12 protein-coding genes and 5 tRNA genes are annotated in these 15,162 nt (G+C 70.3%); 9 read left to right on the top strand and 8 right to left on the bottom strand.

The window, feature by feature from the left end; genetic code table 11:
• Positions 1–31: 31 nt before the first annotated feature.
• From ABZ562_RS14460 to ABZ562_RS14435, 6 genes are all read right to left on the bottom strand, one after another.
• Positions 32–445, bottom strand: a complete 414-nt coding sequence (locus ABZ562_RS14460; protein ID WP_009714795.1) for a roadblock/LC7 domain-containing protein — start codon at positions 443–445, stop codon at positions 32–34.
• 10 nt (positions 446–455) lie between these two features.
• Complete coding sequence (locus ABZ562_RS14455; RefSeq protein WP_361478111.1) at positions 456–3,356, bottom strand: nitrate- and nitrite sensing domain-containing protein; 2,901 nt, start codon at positions 3,354–3,356, stop codon at positions 456–458.
• Between the two features lie 481 nt (positions 3,357–3,837).
• A complete protein-coding gene (locus ABZ562_RS14450; RefSeq protein WP_361478108.1) occupies positions 3,838–4,425 on the bottom strand; it encodes an ATP/GTP-binding protein in 588 nt (195 codons plus the stop codon).
• Positions 4,406–4,816, bottom strand: a complete 411-nt coding sequence (locus ABZ562_RS14445) for a DUF742 domain-containing protein (protein WP_055547352.1) — start codon at positions 4,814–4,816, stop codon at positions 4,406–4,408. The genes ABZ562_RS14450 and ABZ562_RS14445 overlap by 20 nt, the downstream gene beginning before the upstream one ends.
• Before the next feature lie 100 nt (positions 4,817–4,916).
• Positions 4,917–5,330 (bottom strand): roadblock/LC7 domain-containing protein, encoded by a 414-nt coding sequence (locus tag ABZ562_RS14440; protein WP_009714791.1) that lies wholly within the window; start codon positions 5,328–5,330, stop codon positions 4,917–4,919.
• Between the two features lie 9 nt (positions 5,331–5,339).
• A complete protein-coding gene (locus tag ABZ562_RS14435) occupies positions 5,340–9,146 on the bottom strand; it encodes a nitrate- and nitrite sensing domain-containing protein (RefSeq protein WP_361478105.1) in 3,807 nt (1,268 codons plus the stop codon).
• Between the two features lie 595 nt (positions 9,147–9,741).
• Between ABZ562_RS14435 and ABZ562_RS14430 the strand changes: the two genes are divergently transcribed.
• The 8 genes from ABZ562_RS14430 (at position 9,742) to ABZ562_RS14395 (ending at position 13,004) form a co-directional block, all read left to right on the top strand.
• On the top strand, positions 9,742–9,933 hold the full coding sequence (locus ABZ562_RS14430) for a hypothetical protein (RefSeq protein WP_361478102.1): 192 nt from the start codon (positions 9,742–9,744) through the stop codon (positions 9,931–9,933).
• Between the two features lie 141 nt (positions 9,934–10,074).
• Positions 10,075–10,866: a fumarylacetoacetate hydrolase family protein gene (locus ABZ562_RS14425; protein WP_055547345.1), complete on the top strand. Its 792-nt coding sequence runs from the start codon at positions 10,075–10,077 to the stop codon at positions 10,864–10,866.
• Positions 10,859–12,355 (top strand): glutamate--tRNA ligase, encoded by a 1,497-nt coding sequence (gene gltX / locus ABZ562_RS14420; RefSeq protein WP_361478099.1) that lies wholly within the window; start codon positions 10,859–10,861, stop codon positions 12,353–12,355. Before ABZ562_RS14425 ends, gltX begins: the two co-directional genes overlap by 8 nt.
• A gap of 167 nt (positions 12,356–12,522) precedes the next feature.
• Positions 12,523–12,594, top strand: a tRNA-Gln gene (locus tag ABZ562_RS14415).
• 50 nt (positions 12,595–12,644) lie between these two features.
• A tRNA-Glu gene (locus tag ABZ562_RS14410) sits at positions 12,645–12,717 on the top strand.
• A gap of 31 nt (positions 12,718–12,748) precedes the next feature.
• Positions 12,749–12,821 (top strand) — tRNA-Glu (locus ABZ562_RS14405).
• Positions 12,822–12,834: 13 nt separating this feature from the next.
• Positions 12,835–12,906: transfer RNA gene (locus ABZ562_RS14400), tRNA-Gln, on the top strand.
• 25 nt (positions 12,907–12,931) lie between these two features.
• Positions 12,932–13,004, top strand: a tRNA-Glu gene (locus ABZ562_RS14395).
• A gap of 45 nt (positions 13,005–13,049) precedes the next feature.
• On the opposite strand, the gene ABZ562_RS14390 is transcribed toward ABZ562_RS14395, so the two are convergent.
• Positions 13,050–13,697, bottom strand: coding sequence for a MerR family transcriptional regulator (locus ABZ562_RS14390; protein WP_361478096.1), 648 nt, complete (start codon positions 13,695–13,697; stop codon positions 13,050–13,052).
• A gap of 107 nt (positions 13,698–13,804) precedes the next feature.
• On the opposite strand from ABZ562_RS14390, the gene ABZ562_RS14385 reads away from it, so the two are divergent.
• On the top strand, positions 13,805–14,296 hold the full coding sequence (locus ABZ562_RS14385) for a DUF4188 domain-containing protein (RefSeq protein WP_361478093.1): 492 nt from the start codon (positions 13,805–13,807) through the stop codon (positions 14,294–14,296).
• A gap of 28 nt (positions 14,297–14,324) precedes the next feature.
• Here ABZ562_RS14385 and ndgR read toward each other — a convergent pair whose 3' ends face one another.
• A complete protein-coding gene (ndgR, locus tag ABZ562_RS14380) occupies positions 14,325–15,041 on the bottom strand; it encodes an IclR family transcriptional regulator NdgR (RefSeq protein WP_055547339.1) in 717 nt (238 codons plus the stop codon).
• Positions 15,042–15,162 lie beyond the last annotated feature (121 nt).

The raw sequence follows: 15,162 nt of genomic DNA, 5'->3' as shown, positions 1-15,162 counted from the left end.
GCGCGGTGGCGCGAAACGCACTCCATGTTTGCTAGTTGAGAAGACTGCCTTGCAATTCCGCGCGCAGGTCGGGGGTGAGGACGTTGCCCGCGCGATCGACGAGCAGGGCCATCTCGTAGCCGACGAGGCCGATGTCGCACTCCGGGTGGGCGAGTACGGCGAGGGAGGAGCCGTCGGAGATGGACATGATGAAGAGGAAGCCTCGTTCCATTTCGACGACGGTCTGGTTGACCGCGCCGCCTTCGAAGATGCGGGAGGCTCCGGCGGTGAGCGAGGTCAGGCCGGAGGCGACCGCCGCCAGTTGATCGGCTCGGTCACGGGGGAAGCCTTCGGACATCGCCAGAAGGAGTCCGTCGGCGGAGACCACCACGGTGTGGGACACCCCGGGGGTGTTGTCCACGAAGTTGGTGATCAACCAGTTCAGGTTCTGCGCCGCCTGGCTCATCGGGCTCACACTAACGCTCCTGATCGTAGGTGCTGCCGGGGCCGAAGCCCTGTTGGTCATGCTGGTCACGCGGGGTGATCCCGGCTCCCGCGTCGCGTCCCCGCTGGATGCCGCTGCGCAGGTTGCTGAGCCTGCCGCGGATGTCCTCCGGGGCCCGGGAGACCTGGGGGCCGCCCTGTCCGGTGGGCTCCGCGGCGCCCTCGACCAGGTTGGCCTTGGGCACCCTCCGGGGCAGACCGGAGGAGGTGACCCCGCCGGCCTTCGGCTCGCGGAGCTGTTCGGCGCGGTGCCAGCGCTGGTCGTTCTCCGACTGCCACCGGTTACCGTCCTCCTGCGGGGCCTGCCGCGGCCGTTCCGGCACCGCGGCCGCCGCCGGTTCCCCGACTGCCGCCTGTGCCCCTGTCTCCTCGGACGGCTGCCACTGCTTGTCGCGACGCGGAAGCCCTGCGTCGGTCACCGAGTGGACGCCGCTCGGAGAGGGGCCCGGACGGTGGAACTCTACGCGGTCCCGGGAAACTTCGGGACCGCCGGGTCCCGATTCCGTTTGCGTCCCGAACTGCGACGCGAAGGGCATTTCAAAAGATCCGGAATCGCCCCACTCTCCCTGCTGGGGAGGTGAGTTGTAGCCCACGTACGGCTGTTGTTCCGGCTCCGTCTGGACGCTGAAGTTCGCTTCCGGTTCAGAGAAGGCGGAATCCTGATACCCGGGAGCGGCCGGCCCCGGACCGGGCTGGGCCAGCAAATCCGGCTCGGCCGGGTCGTGCCGCGGCTCCTGCTCGTGCTGCATGGCCTGCAGCCCGCCGTACTGCCGCTGGAAGTGCTCCTGGGCGTACGAGGAGTCGTCGAAGCCCAGCTCGGCGGCCGTACGGGAGGACAGCGCGGCGTCCTCGGGGGTGTAGGTGGGCTGCGGCTCGGGCTCCGGGGCGATCCGGGAGACCGTGAAGTCCTCCTGGGGCAGCTCCTCGCCGCCACCGCCGTGGGTGATCGCCTCGGGCAGCATCACCAGCGAGGTGGTGCCCGCCTGCTCACCGGCCGGGCGCAGCTGCACCCGGATGCCGTGCCGGTCGGCGAGGCGGCCGACCACGAACAGGCCCATGCGCTGGGAGACCGCGGCGTCCACGGTCGGCGGCTTGGCCAGCTTGTGGTTGATGTCGGCGAAGTCCTCGGCGGTCAGGCCGATGCCCTTGTCGTGGATCTCGACCACCACCCGGCCGTCCGGCAGCCGGGTCGCGGTGACCCGCACCTTGGTGTGCGGCGAGGAGAAGGTGGTGGCGTTCTCCAGCAGCTCGGCGAGCAGGTGGACGAGGTCGGTCACCGCCGTGCCGTGGATCTCGCTCTCCGAGATCCCGGCCAGCTCGATCCGCTCGTACGACTCCACCTCGGACGAGGCGGCGCGCAGCACGTCGATCAGCGGCACCGGCTGGTTCCAGCGGCGGCCCGGCTCCTCGCCCGCGAGGATCAGCAGGTTCTCGCCGTTGCGCCGCATGCGGGTGGCCAGGTGGTCCAGCCGGAAGAGGTGCTCCAGCTGGTCCGGATCGGCCTCCCGGGCCTCCAGTTCGGAGATCAGGGTGAGCTGCCGCTCGATCAGTCCCTGATTGCGACTGGAAAGGTTCGTGAAGATCGCGTTGACGTTGCCCCGCAGCATCGCCTGCTCGGCCGCGAGACGGATCGCCTCGCGGTGCACCTGGTCGAAGGCGCGGGCGACCTCGCCCAGTTCGTCCCGGGTGTTGATCGGGATCGGGGTGACCCGGGTGTTCACCCGGCCCGGGTCGGTACGGGAGAGCTGGTCGACCACCATGGGCAGCCGCTGCTCGGCGACGTCGAAGGCGGCGTTGCGCAGCTGGAGCATGCTGTGGCTCATCGAGCGGGCCATCCGGCCGGCCACGATGAACGCCACGAGCAGCGCGACGAGCACGATCGCGGCGTTCACGATCGTGTCCTGCTTTGCGTTCGCGGATATTTGCGATGCCTCGGTCACGGCCTTGTCGACGAGGTTCTGCTCGGCGTCGCGGTAGGCGTCGAACTTGACCGTGGACGCGGCGAACCAGGCGTCCGGCGTGATGCCCTGCTCCGCCAGATCCTTGGGGTCCGACCCGCCGGCGATGGCCTGGATCATCCGGTCCATGGAGGGCGGCGCGGTGTATGTCTTCCCCGCCGCCTCGGCCTTCCGCTTGGCCTCGGCGCTCTGTGCCTGCGCCCGCTTCTTGGCCGCGGTGAGGGTGTCCTCGAGCCGGGTCACGTCCTCCGGGGTGCCGGCGGCGTTGAACTCCCCGAGGGCGATGCCCTCCAGGTAGACGTAGCTGCCGAAAGCGGTCAGCTGGGTCTTGCGGTCGGCCGCCGACGGACCCGGTTTGACCAGCAGATGGGTGCCGATGGAGCGCTGCAGCGACTCGGCGCCCTTGGCCAGCGAGACCGCGTAGACGGTGCGGCCGTAGGAGGTGATGTTGCCGGTGCCCAGGCCCAGTTCGTTGGCGAACTCGATCAGCCCGTGCTCGACGCCGACGTACCCCTCTTCGGTCTTCACCGCGCTCAGCCGGTCGGTGTAGGCGTTCCGCCGCAGCGCCGCCAGCTGGGGTTCGACCGATTTGAAGGCCTTGAGGCGCCGCTTGAGGGTCGCCGTCTGCGGCATGTCGGCCGTCGCCGCGTCGAACTCCTTCGCCGCCGCGTCGGTCGTCGCGCGCACCTTGCGCACCACGTCCTCATTCGTGCCGGTCAGCAGCGGGCCGGCGGTGCGGTCGCGCTCGTCGACCAGGGCGTGGGCGTAGGTCTCGGCGGCCCGGACCAGCTTGGCGGTGCGCTCCGCGTCCTGCGCCTCGTTCCAGGTGGCGACCGACGCCGACACCTGGAAGCCGCCGAAGACCAGGGCCACCAGCACGGGGATGAGCAAAATAGCGTACAGCCGCGTGCGCACCCCCCAGTTCCGCGGGGTGATCCGGCCACCGGCGGGGGCGGGCGGATCCGACGCATCTGCGGGCGGAGCCGCTGTGCGTGTACGCGGCGGCGGGGTGAAGTTCCCTCGCGCTTCTTGCGCGGGGTCCGGCGTGCTTCGCCTCACTCGACCAAAACCTCTCGGCGTCGGCACCGATCTCGTGCCGTTCCCAGTTGAGCCCTCTACTGCCCAGTTCAGCGAATTCCAGCACGCCCCGCAGGTGCTTTCCAAACACTGTGCAAACCGCGCAGTCTGTTGTCTAGACCAGAGATAAAACGGGCGTTAAGGGTGAGCCATGTCAAATGCCGAACTAATTGAATGCGCAACGGAGTCGATCGCATGCGCTCCGTGTCGACGAGCCGGGTTTTTCTCTGTCGAAACGTTATGAAGGCACGAGCGGGCCATGTCGTTGGACACAGCCCGCTCGTACCTTTGCTGCCGCACAACCTCCGGCGGTCGGCTCCTACTTGAGCCGGGCCATCAGCGCGTGCTCGACCAAGGTGATGAGGGCGCTCTTGGTTTCACTGCGGTGGCGCGCGTCGGTGGTGATGATCGGGGTGTCCGGGCCGATCTGCAGGGCCTCGCGGACTTCCTCCGGGGTGTGGGGCTGGTGTCCGTCGAAGCCGTTGAGGGCGATGACGAAGGGCAGTCCGGAGTTCTCGAAGTAGTCGACGGCGGGGAAGCAGTCGGCGAGGCGGCGGGTGTCGACGAGGACGACGGCGCCGATGGCACCGCGGACCAGGTCGTCCCACATGAACCAGAACCGGTCCTGGCCCGGGGTGCCGAACAGATACAGGATCAGATCGTCGTCCAGCGTGATGCGGCCGAAGTCCATCGCCACGGTCGTCGTGGTCTTGTCCTGCACATGGCTCAGGTCGTCGATCCCCGCCGAGGCGGAGGTCATCACGGCTTCGGTACGCAGCGGGTCGATCTCCGAGACCGCGCCGACGAACGTGGTCTTGCCCACGCCGAAACCGCCCGCCACCACGATCTTCGCCGAGGTGGTCGCGCGGGCGGGCGGGGCGCCGCCGCTAGAGCTTGCGAAGTCCACTGAGCACCCTTTCGAGCAATGTCACATCCGGCGTGCCGCCCGTCTCCGAGCTGCCCCCGGGCTGGTGAATGGCCACCATGCCGGCCTCCGCCAGGTCGGCCACCAGAATCCGCGCCACGCCGAGGGGTATGTTCAGCAGCGCCGACACCTCCGCGACGGACTTGACCTCCCCGCAGAGATGGCAGATGCGCTGGTGCTCGGGGAGCAGCCCCGCCAGATGCGCGGGGTCGGCCGTGGTGCTGACCAGTGCCTCGATGGCGAGCTGGTAGCGCGGCCGGGTCCGGCCTCCGGTCATGGCGTAGGGACGCACCAATGGCTGGTCGCCTTCACCCCCGTACGGCGTGTGGTGATGGCCGCCGTACGGGCCGGTCGAGGCAGGGGGCGGGGTCATGAGTCCTCCGGTCGGACAACAAGGTGACGACGTGTGCCGTCGGTCGGGGCCGGTGGGGGGCGCCCCGGCCGTACGGCCGGGGCGGGCGGTCGGTGGGTGGTCAGTTCAACAGGCTGCCTTGCAGTTCGGCGCGCAGGTCGGGGGTGAGGACGTTGCCCGCGCGGTCGACGAGCAGGGCCATCTCGTAGCCGACGAGGCCGATGTCGCACTCCGGGTGGGCGAGTACGGCGAGGGAGGAGCCGTCGGAGATGGACATGATGAAGAGGAAGCCTCGTTCCATTTCGACGACGGTCTGGTTGACCGTGCCACCTTCGAAGATGCGCGAGGCCCCGGTGGTGAGCGAGGTCAGGCCGGAGGCGACCGCCGCCAGTTGATCGGCTCGGTCACGGGGGAAGCCTTCGGACATCGCCAGAAGGAGTCCGTCGGCGGAGACCACCACGGTGTGGGACACCCCGGGGGTGTTGTCCACGAAATTGGTGATCAACCAGTTCAGATTCTGCGCCGCCTGGCTCATCGGGCTCAACTAACGCTCCTGCTGGTAAGTCGGGCCTACGCCGCGATCATGATTGCCGTCCAGACCGGTTCCGGCCCGGCGGCCCTGCTGAATACCCCGGCGGAGGTTGGTCAGCCTCCCGCGTACGTCGTCGGGCGCGCGAGACACCTGGGGCCCCACCTGCTCGGGCTGTTGCGACGGCTGCGCGGCGCCCTCCACGAGATTCGCGCGGGGCACCCGCCGTGGCAAGCCGGACGACGTGATACCGCCGGCGGCGGGCTCGCGGATCTGCCCGGCTCGGCGCCAGCGCTCGTCGTTGGCCGACGTCTGCCACGCGGATCCGGCACCGCCCAGCCCCTGGAAACCGGAGCCGTTGGTGCCGCCGGTGCGCTGGGCACCGTTGGTCTCGGCCGGGCCGCCGCTCCCGGCCGCCCCGGCACCGCCTGCCCCGACACCGCCCAACTCACCGGTGTTCCAGGACGACGGCTGCTGCGGTTGTGCGGGCTGCTCGGGAGCCTGGGCGGGCGGCTCCGCGGGGTACCGGCCGCCGTCGCCCTGGTTGCCCGGGGTCGCGGGCTGGTTGTGGAGCCAGGTGGATTCGATGGTGTCGAATATCGGCGTCCGGCCGTCGCCGGGACCGGCGGCGGGCGGCAGAGCGTCGTCCTGACGGCCGCCGCGCTGGTTCCGGTCGTCCCGCACCTGCGGGAACTGGCCGGTGTCGCCGGGCCCCTGGCCCAGCTCCGGCCGGGCGAACTCGCCGGTGTCGCCGGGGCCGCGCCCGTAGTCGGGGCGCTGGAACTGCGCGGTGTCGCCGGGACCGCGGCCCTCCTGGCCGGGTACGGCGAACTCGCCGGTGTCCCCCGGTCCGCGGCCGAAGTCGGGGCGCTGGAACTCGCTGGTGTCACCGGGCCCGCGGCCGAAGTCGGGGCGCTGGAACTCGCTGGTGTCACCGGGCCCGCGGCCGAAGTCCGGGCGCGGGAACTCGCCCGTGTCGCCCGGTCCGCGGCGCGGCTCGAACAGGTTGGGGCCGTCGCTCAGCTGAGGCAGCTCACCGGTGTCGCCGGGACCGCGGTTGCCGAACGGATCGCGCCGCTCGCCCGAGCCGGGACCGAGGTCCGGGCGGGCGAACTGGCCCGTGGTCTCGGGCTCCTCGTGCCCGCGCGGCTGGTCGCCCGCGTCCCGCCGGCCCGTCGGCCAGTCGTCCTCGGAAGGCCGCGCGCCCCAGCTGGTGCCGGGCTGCTGCGGACCGGGAAGCTCACGTGCCGGGTCGCGCGAGGGCAGCTGCGGCCGGTTGCCCTGGTCACCCGCTTCGGGTCGGCCGGGCGCACCGGTCGGCGGGGCGACCGTCGGACCCTGGTCGCCGCGCGAGGGCAGCGGGGAACGGCCGGAGGGGTCACCGGCACCGTCGCCGGACCCGGTCGGGGGTCCGGCCGGGGGCTCGTTCCGCTGTGGGGTGGCCGACCGTCCGGGCGCCTCGAAGAGGTTCGGGCCGGAGGAAGCGCCGCCCGCCGGGCCGGCACCCGCGCCGGCACCGGCCGGCCGGCTCGGCAGGCCGCCGTTGCCGGGCAGCGCGGCGCGTGAACCCGCGCCGGGGACCTGCCGCCGCGAGGGCGGCGAACCGAGCAGTCCCGCCGAGCCGTTGCCCTGCCCGCCGGCACCCGGACCGCCCTGGCCGCCGGCGCCCTGCGGCGCGGGCTTGCGGCCGCCCTGGGCGACGTCCACCGGCAGCATGACCAGCGCCGTCGTACCGCCCGAGTCGGACGGCCGGAGCTGGATGCGGATGCCGTGACGCAGCGACAGCCGGCCGACCACGAACAGGCCCATGCGCCGGGACACCGACACGTCGACCGTGGGCGGGGAGGCCAGCCGCTCGTTGATCGCGGCCAGGTCCTCGGGCGAGAGCCCGATGCCGGTGTCGTGGATCTCGACCAGCACCCGCCCGTCGGGCAGCGCGTGACCGGTGACCTTGACCTTGGTCTGCGGGGAGGAGAAGGAGGTGGCGTTCTCCAGCAGCTCGGCGAGCAGGTGCACGAGGTCGTTGACGACCCGGCCGGCGACCTCGGTCGCGGGGACCGAGCTGAGTTCGATGCGCTCGTACTGCTCCACCTCGGAGGCGGCCGCGCGGAGCACGTCCACCAGCGGGACCGGCCGGGTCCAGCGGCGGCCGGGCTCCTCGCCCGCGAGCACCAGCAGGTTCTCACCGTTCCGGCGCATACGGGTCGCGAGGTGGTCCAGCTTGAACAGCGAGGACAGCTGGTCCGGGTCGGCCTCGCGGCTCTCCAGCTCGGAGATGAGCGAGAGCTGGCGCTGGATGAGGCCCTGGCTGCGGCGCGAGAGGTTGGTGAACATCGCGTTGACGTTGCCCCGCAGCAGCGCCTGCTCGGCGGCCAGCCGGACCGCCTCGCGGTGCACGTCGTCGAAGGCCGCGGCCACCTTGCCGATCTCGTCCCGGCTGTGCACACCGACGGACTCGACGGAGGTGTCCACGTCCTGCGGGTCGGACTCGGACAGCTGCTTGACCAGCTCGGGCAGCCGCTTCTCGGCGACGTCCTGCGCGGTGTCCTGCAGCCGCCGCAGCGAGCGGACCATGGACCGGGCCACCACGAACGCGCCGACCAGCGAGACACCGAGCACCAGCAGGATCAGCGCACCGTTGAGGATCGCGTCCTGCTGGGCGGAATCGCGCAGCTCACGAGACTTCTGCGTCATCTCGCTGAGCAGCGTCTGCTCGATCTTGCCCATCTCGTCGATCTTGATACTGTCCTGGTCGTACCAGTCCAGATAGGTGCGCTTCTCGGCCTTGAGGCCGTCCGGGTCGCGCACCGCCCGGTCGGCGTACATGGTCGCCGCCTTGATGTCCGGGCGGCTGTCCAGCGGTTCCAGCAGGTCCTCGGAGTTGCCCTGGCGGATCTGCTTGAAGCTGCCCAGCGCCTCGTTCTCCTTGTCGACCGCGGTCCTGGCGAACCGGCTGTCGTTGGCGGAGAACTGGGCGCCCTTGGGGTCGGCGAGGGCGGCGCTGATGAGCGCGCGCTGGATGGAGGCGTACTCCTTGGCGGAGGAGAAGGTGGCGAGCGCGCGGGTGTTGTTGATCATCGCGCGGTTGCTGGTCGCCTGCGCCATGTCCTGCGACAGCGACAGCAGCGAGTTGATCAGCTCGTTGTAGTCCTGGACCGTCAGCGAGTAGTACTGGCTGTTGTCGTACGCCGTGTCGCGGATGTCGTTGATCTTGCCGAGCTGGCGGTCGATGTTGACGAGCGTCGACTGCACACCGGCCATCGACTGATCGCCCGGCTCGACGTTGTCGGTCGCCTTGCGGAAGGCCGCGATCGCGCGGTTGGTGTCCTCGCGCGTGGAGACGACACCGTCGTCCTTCTCGTTGCCCTTGCTGGCCAGCGGCCCCGCCGACTTGTCCCGCTCCGCCTGGAGCGCGTTCGACAGCTGAGTGGCCTGCTGCGTCATGTCGGTGAGCAGCTTCATCTGGTCGAGCTGCTGGATGTTGTCCAGCGAGGTGTCGATACGCAGCGCTCCCAGCGTGGTCGCCGCGACCACGGGGAGCGCCAGCAGGGAGACCAGCCGGGTACTGATGCGCCAGTTCTTGAGGGCCATCCGGGCGCCGGGCCCGCTGGACGTCACCGGCGCGGTGGACTCGGCGCCGCCGCCTCCGCTGGGCGCGCTGGTCTTCGTAGCGCTCTGGGCGCCGCCCTCGGGGCTCTGGTCGGCCGGGGGCCGCCCGCCGCCCTGGGCGCGCTGGGGCGAGGAGCCGCGGTCGGTCCCACCGCGCGGCTCCGGGTCCGCCGAAGCTTCCCCGCGGCCCTGGCGGGCCTGGGGAGACCCCATACCATCCCTCTTGAAACGTCCCTGCACTAGCGTCGCAACCTCTGGACCAGGCGCTCCACCGGGTCAGCAGTGGAGCGGTGTCGAGTCGAGGGGACCGCGGCCCCCCATTTCGGTCGTGAGTGACCGGCGCGCTTCCTTTCGTATATCGACAGGAGGAGCCCCCGCCGCTCGGCGCCTCTCTGTCTTGCGCCCCCATGCGCGCCGGCTGATCCCGCGGCGGTCCCGGGAATTCCAGCACAGTGCCGGATGCTGCAACAAGGGCAAGGGGTAAGGCTGTGACGCGCGTGACGCTCAGTACGGGCGTTATTACCGGACGTAGAAAGTCATGTCTGCGATAACGGACTTTTGTGAACGAGTCGATCGCGCATACGGCGTGTCCGGCTAGCGATGATCAAGAGCGGAACGTCTGCTTCGGGGGTGCAATGTCCGTTTCGGCGCGCGGATCGCGTGCCGCGAATGTGGCATTTGCCCGATCATTCGTGAGCAAAATCACATGCTGGTCGAGACTTTTTCCGCGATTGCATGGGCAAGGCCGGACCTAGCCTGACGCTTTACACCACCAGTGCATACGACAACAACGCGAGGCGTAAACCCAGTGAAGACGACGATGATGTTCCGCACGATAGCCAACCCCCGGCGCACCACCCTGGCCCATCTCGCGGACGCCGAGGAACTGCGGACCGAGACCGGCGAACAGCCGGAGCACCCCGTCGAACTGCCCACCCGGACCGCCAACCCCCGGCGCACCGTGCTGATGGAGGCCCCCGTGGAGGCCCCCGGCCACTGACCCGCTCGTTCCGGGGCTCGGTTCGCCTCGCCGACGCCCCCGCACGGGGGACGGCGAGCCGACCCGGCGGCGCGCGGGAGGCGGGGCGATAGCCTGGAGCGTCAGTCTCCAGCGAGTTCAGATAAGAGGCACCAGCTTCCCGTGCGCATCGCCAGATTCTCCATCGATGGCAACGTCGCCTTCGGAGTGGTCGAGGGCGAGCCGTCCGACCAGGGCGGCCCCGTCGTCGACATCATCAAGGGACACCCCTTCGCCGAATTCGAGCGCTCGGGGCAGAAGATCCCCCTCAGCAAGGTCCGGCTGCTGCCGCCCGTCCTGCCCAACAAGGTCATCGGGATCGGCCGCAACTACGCCGAGCACGCCGCCGAACTCAACAACGAGGTCCCCGACGTCCCGGTCGTCTTCTTCAAGCCGTCCACCTCGGTGATCGGCCCCGGCGACCCCGTCGCCTACCCGTCCTTCTCCTCCGAGGTGCACCACGAGGCCGAGCTGGCCGTGGTCATCGGACGCATGTGCCGCGAGGTCCCGCGCGAGCGGGTGGCCGACGTCATCCTCGGCTACACCTGCGGCAACGACATCACCGCGCGCGACGCGCAGCGGCGCGAGAAGCAGTGGGGCCGGGCGAAGGGCTTCGACGCCTCCTGTCCGCTGGGCCCCTGGGTGGAGACCGGCATCGACCTGGAGCGGGCCGGTGACCTCGGGATCATGTGCACCGTCAACGGCGAGCAGCGGCAGCTGGGCCGTACCAGCGAGATGGTCCGCTCCATCGAGGACCTGATCGTGCACATCACCGAGGCGATGACGCTGCTCCCCGGCGACGTCGTGCTCACCGGCACCCCGGCGGGCGTCGGCCCGCTCACCGTCGGCGACGAGGTCGCCGTCACCATCGAAGGCATCGGCACTCTCACCAACAAGGTGATCAAGCGTGGCTAGCGCAAGCTCCCCCGCCCCCGTGCGGGTTCGTTTCTGTCCCTCGCCGACCGGCAACCCCCATGTGGGCCTGGTCCGCACCGCCCTCTTCAACTGGGCGTTCGCCCGCCACCACGGCGGCACCCTGGTCTTCCGCATCGAGGACACCGACGCCGCGCGCGACTCCGAGGAGTCGTACGCGCAGCTGCTGGACGCCATGCGCTGGCTGGGCTTCGACTGGGACGAGGGCCCCGAGATCGGCGGCCCGCACGCGCCCTACCGCCAGTCGCAGCGCATGGAGATCTACGCCGACGTCGCGGCCAAGCTGCTGGACGCCGGCCACGCCTACCGCTGCTACTGCACGGCGGAGGAGCTGGAGGAGCGCCGCGAGGCCGCCCGCAAGGCCGGCCGCCCTTCCGGCTACGACGGCACCTGCCGCACGCTCAGCCCCGAGCAGATCGCGGCGCACGAGGCCGAGGGGCGCGCCTCGATCGTCCGCTTCCGGATGCCGGATGAGCCGATCACCTTCACCGACCTGGTGCGCGGCGAGCTGACCTTCACCCCGGACAACGTTCCGGACTACGGCATCGTGCGCGCCAACGGCGCCCCCCTCTACACGCTCGTCAACCCCGTCGACGACGCGCTGATGGAGATCACCCACGTGCTGCGCGGCGAGGACCTGCTGTCCTCCACCCCGCGCCAGATCGCGCTCTACCGGGCGCTCGCCGAGATCGGCGTGGGGGGCGGCCAGGTGCCCGCCTTCGGGCATCTGCCGTACGTCATGGGCGAGGGCAACAAGAAGCTGTCCAAGCGCGACCCCCAGTCGTCGCTCAACCTCTACCGGGAGCGCGGCTTCCTCCCCGAGGGGCTGCTCAACTACCTGTCCCTGCTGGGCTGGTCGCTCTCGGCCGATCGGGACGTCTTCTCCCTGGAGGAGATGGTCGCCGCGTTCGACATCTCCGGTGTCAACGCCAACCCGGCGCGCTTCGACCTCAAGAAGGCCGAGGCGATCAACGCGGACCACATCCGGCAGCTGGACGTCAAGACCTTCATCGAGGCGTGCGGCCCCTGGCTGCAGGCCCCGCACGCGCCCTGGTCCCCGGACCGCTTCGACGCGGCCGCCTTCGAGGCGCTGGCCCCGCTGGCCCAGACCCGGCTGACGGTGCTGTCCGACATCACCGCCAACGTCGACTTCCTCTTCCTGGCGGAGCCGGTGGAGGACGAGGCGTCGTGGACGAAGGCCATGAAGCCCGGCGCGGACGCCCTGCTCACCACCGCCCGTACGAAGATCGCCGAGCTGGCCGAGGCGGACTGGAGGGCGGAACCCCTCAAGGAGGCCGTCCTCGCCGCCGGTGAGGAGCACGGCCTGAAGCTGGGCAAGGCACAGGCCCCGGTCCGTGTCGCCGTCACCGGCCGCACGGTCGGTCTGCCGCTGTTCGAGTCCCTGGAGGTGCTGGGGCGCGAGCGCACCCTGGCCCGCATCGACGCGGCGCTGGCCAAGCTGTCGGCCTGACGCCGTCAGAGGGCGCCGCGTGCCCGGCACGCGGCGCCACCGCACCGGCAATGCGTTTTGGTGGCCCGTCCACCATCGGGTAATGTTCTTCCTGCGCCGCCCGGGCGGGCCGAAAGGCCGAACCGGAGCGCAAGCCGGACAACACCTCGACAGAGGTGGAGTTTTGGTGGGGTATGGTGTAATTGGCAGCACGAGTGATTCTGGTTCACTTAGTCTAGGTTCGAGTCCTGGTACCCCAGCAAGAGATCTTCTCGATTTCTTCGTGAATCTCTTGATCAAGCAGGATCAAGCCCCCGTTGTGTAGCGGCCTAGCACGCTGCCCTCTCAAGGCAGTAGCGCCGGTTCGAATCCGGTCGGGGGTACGGATCTCCAGAGGTTATGGAGATCGCTAGGGCCCCCGTTGTGTAGCGGCCTAGCACGCCGCCCTCTCAAGGCGGTAGCGCCGGTTCGAATCCGGTCGGGGGTACTGGTCTATACCATGGGCTATGGTGTAATTGGCAGCACGAGTGATTCTGGTTCATTTAGTCTAGGTTCGAGTCCTGGTAGCCCAGCGCAGTACAGGATGTGCTGATTCAGGCCCCCGTTGTGTAGCGGCCTAGCACGCCGCCCTCTCAAGGCGGTAGCGCCGGTTCGAATCCGGTCGGGGGTACATACAGGGAAGGCCCTCCGTGGTGACACGGAGGGCCTTTTCGCGTCATGCCTCGTCGAAGCGGTGGACGGACTCCTCGGCCTGGGCGAGCCGCCGCAGGCTCAGCAGTACCGGTTCGTACAGCACCGTCAGGGCGACGGACGCCTCGATCTGCTCGCCGGGCGTGTCGTACGTCTGCACCACATCCAGTTCGTGGACGGCCAGTTCGGACACCAGCCGGGCGTACGGCAGCAAGTGCCCGGTGTCATGCGGGTATCCGAGGCGGGCCAGCGAGGCGATGGCCTCCACCAGCATCCGGTAGGCGGGGGAGGGGGTCTCGGTCTTCCGGTCGTGGGCCGCCCAGCCCAGCCGCTCCAGCAGCGCGTCCGCCTGCTCCCGGGCGCGGGCCGTCTCCGGGGTGCCCTGCTCGGGACCCGGGCCGTGCGGCAGCGCCCAGATCGCGGCCCCCAGGCGCAGGTGCTGGCTCAGTGACTCGTCCTCGGCGGCCTTCAGCACCTCACGTGCGGTGGCCACCGGCATCCGGCCGACCTGGATCAGCGCCCGCACCAGCCGCAGCCTGCGCAGATGCTCCTCCCCGTACTCGGCCTTCGTGGCGGTGAGGCGTTCGCCGGGCGGCAGCAGCCCTTCGCGCAGGTAGTACTTGATCGTCGCGGTGGACACCCCGCTGCGTTCACTCAGCTCCGCCAGTCGCATGCCGTATGCAGCCTTCCCTTGCGCCCGTGCTTGGAGAGTGTCACTATCCAAGTCTTGGATAGCTCCACTATCCAAGACTATCGCGACGTCGGAACGAGGGGATCACCATGGGTGCCGATGTGATCGAAGGCCGCATGACCGCCGAGGCCGAGGGGGAGGTGACCGTCTTCCTCATCGGGATGCGCGTCAACCGCTTCCGCGCGCTGCGCAGCTGGTGGCCGGTGTTCACGGCCATGCCGAAGATGCTGCGCGAGCTGTCCCGGGACAAGGAGAGCGGGTTGCTGGGCTACCAGCTGCTGGCCGGCCCGCCCCGGGTGCTGTACGTCGTCCAGTACTGGGACTCGCACGAGAAGCTGCTGGCCTACGCCTCCGCGCAGGACAAGGAGCACCGCCCGGCCTGGGCCGCGTTCAACCGGCGGGCGCGGGAGGGCCGGGGGAGGGTCGGCATCTGGCACGAGACGTACGCCGTGCCGGCCGGTGCGCACGAGGCGATCTACTACGACATGCCGGCGTTCGGGCTGGCCAAGGCCACCGGAGTCGTCCCGGTCGGCCGCCGCGGTGAGCGCGCGGCCGACCGGCTGTCGTTGCAGGACGCGTGAGGGTGCGGTGAGCGCCGTGACGCCGTGATCAGTTGCCCCTGCGGAGGGCGTCGGAGAGGCGGGCGGCCGCGTCGATGACGGCCTGGGCGTGCATGCGGCCCGGGTGGCGGGTCAGCCGCTCGATCGGTCCGGAGACCGAGACGGCGGCGACCACGCGGTTGGACGGGCCGCGCACCGGCGCGGACACGGACGCGACGCCCGGCTCCCGCTCGCCGATCGACTGGGCCCAGCCCCGCCGCCGTACGCCGGACAGCGCCGTCGCGGTGAAGCGGGCGCCCTGCAGGCCACGGTGCAGCCGCTCCGGCTCCTCCCAGGCCATGAGGATCTGGGCCGCCGAGCCCGCCTTCATGGGGAGGGTGGAGCCGACCGGCACGGTGTCCCGCAGTCCGGACAGCCGCTCGGCCGCCGCGACGCAGATGCGCATGTCGCCCTGGCGCCGGTAGAGCTGCGCGCTCTCCCCGGTCACGTCCCTGAGGTGGGTGAGGACCGGTCCGGCCGTGGCGAGCAGCCGGTCCTCGCCCGCCGCCGCGGCCAGCTCGGCCAGGCGCGGGCCCAGAATGAAGCGGCCTTGCATGTCACGCGCCACCATCCGGTGGTGCTCCAGTGCTACCGCGAGTCGGTGCGCCGTGGGGCGCGCGAGACCGGTGGCCCCGACCAGCCCCGCGAGGGTGGCCGGACCGGACTCCAGAGCGCTCAGTACCAGAGCCGCCTTGTCGAGAACGCCGACGCCGCTAGAGTTGTCCATGAAACGATACTCGCGTCTCACACTGTGAAACGCAAGTTCAATTTTTCGGGATACCCGCCACTCTGGAATGGCGGGCCCGCAGTCCAGGGCACGCACTCGACACGAGTTGGGCCGGCGAAGA

The sequence above is a fragment of the Streptomyces sp. NPDC019937 genome (assembly GCF_040631655.1).
In the GTDB taxonomy this organism is placed as follows: domain Bacteria; phylum Actinomycetota; class Actinomycetes; order Streptomycetales; family Streptomycetaceae; genus Streptomyces.
Note: the sequence above shows the minus strand (reverse complement) of the source record. Positions and strands in the feature narration are given on the sequence as shown.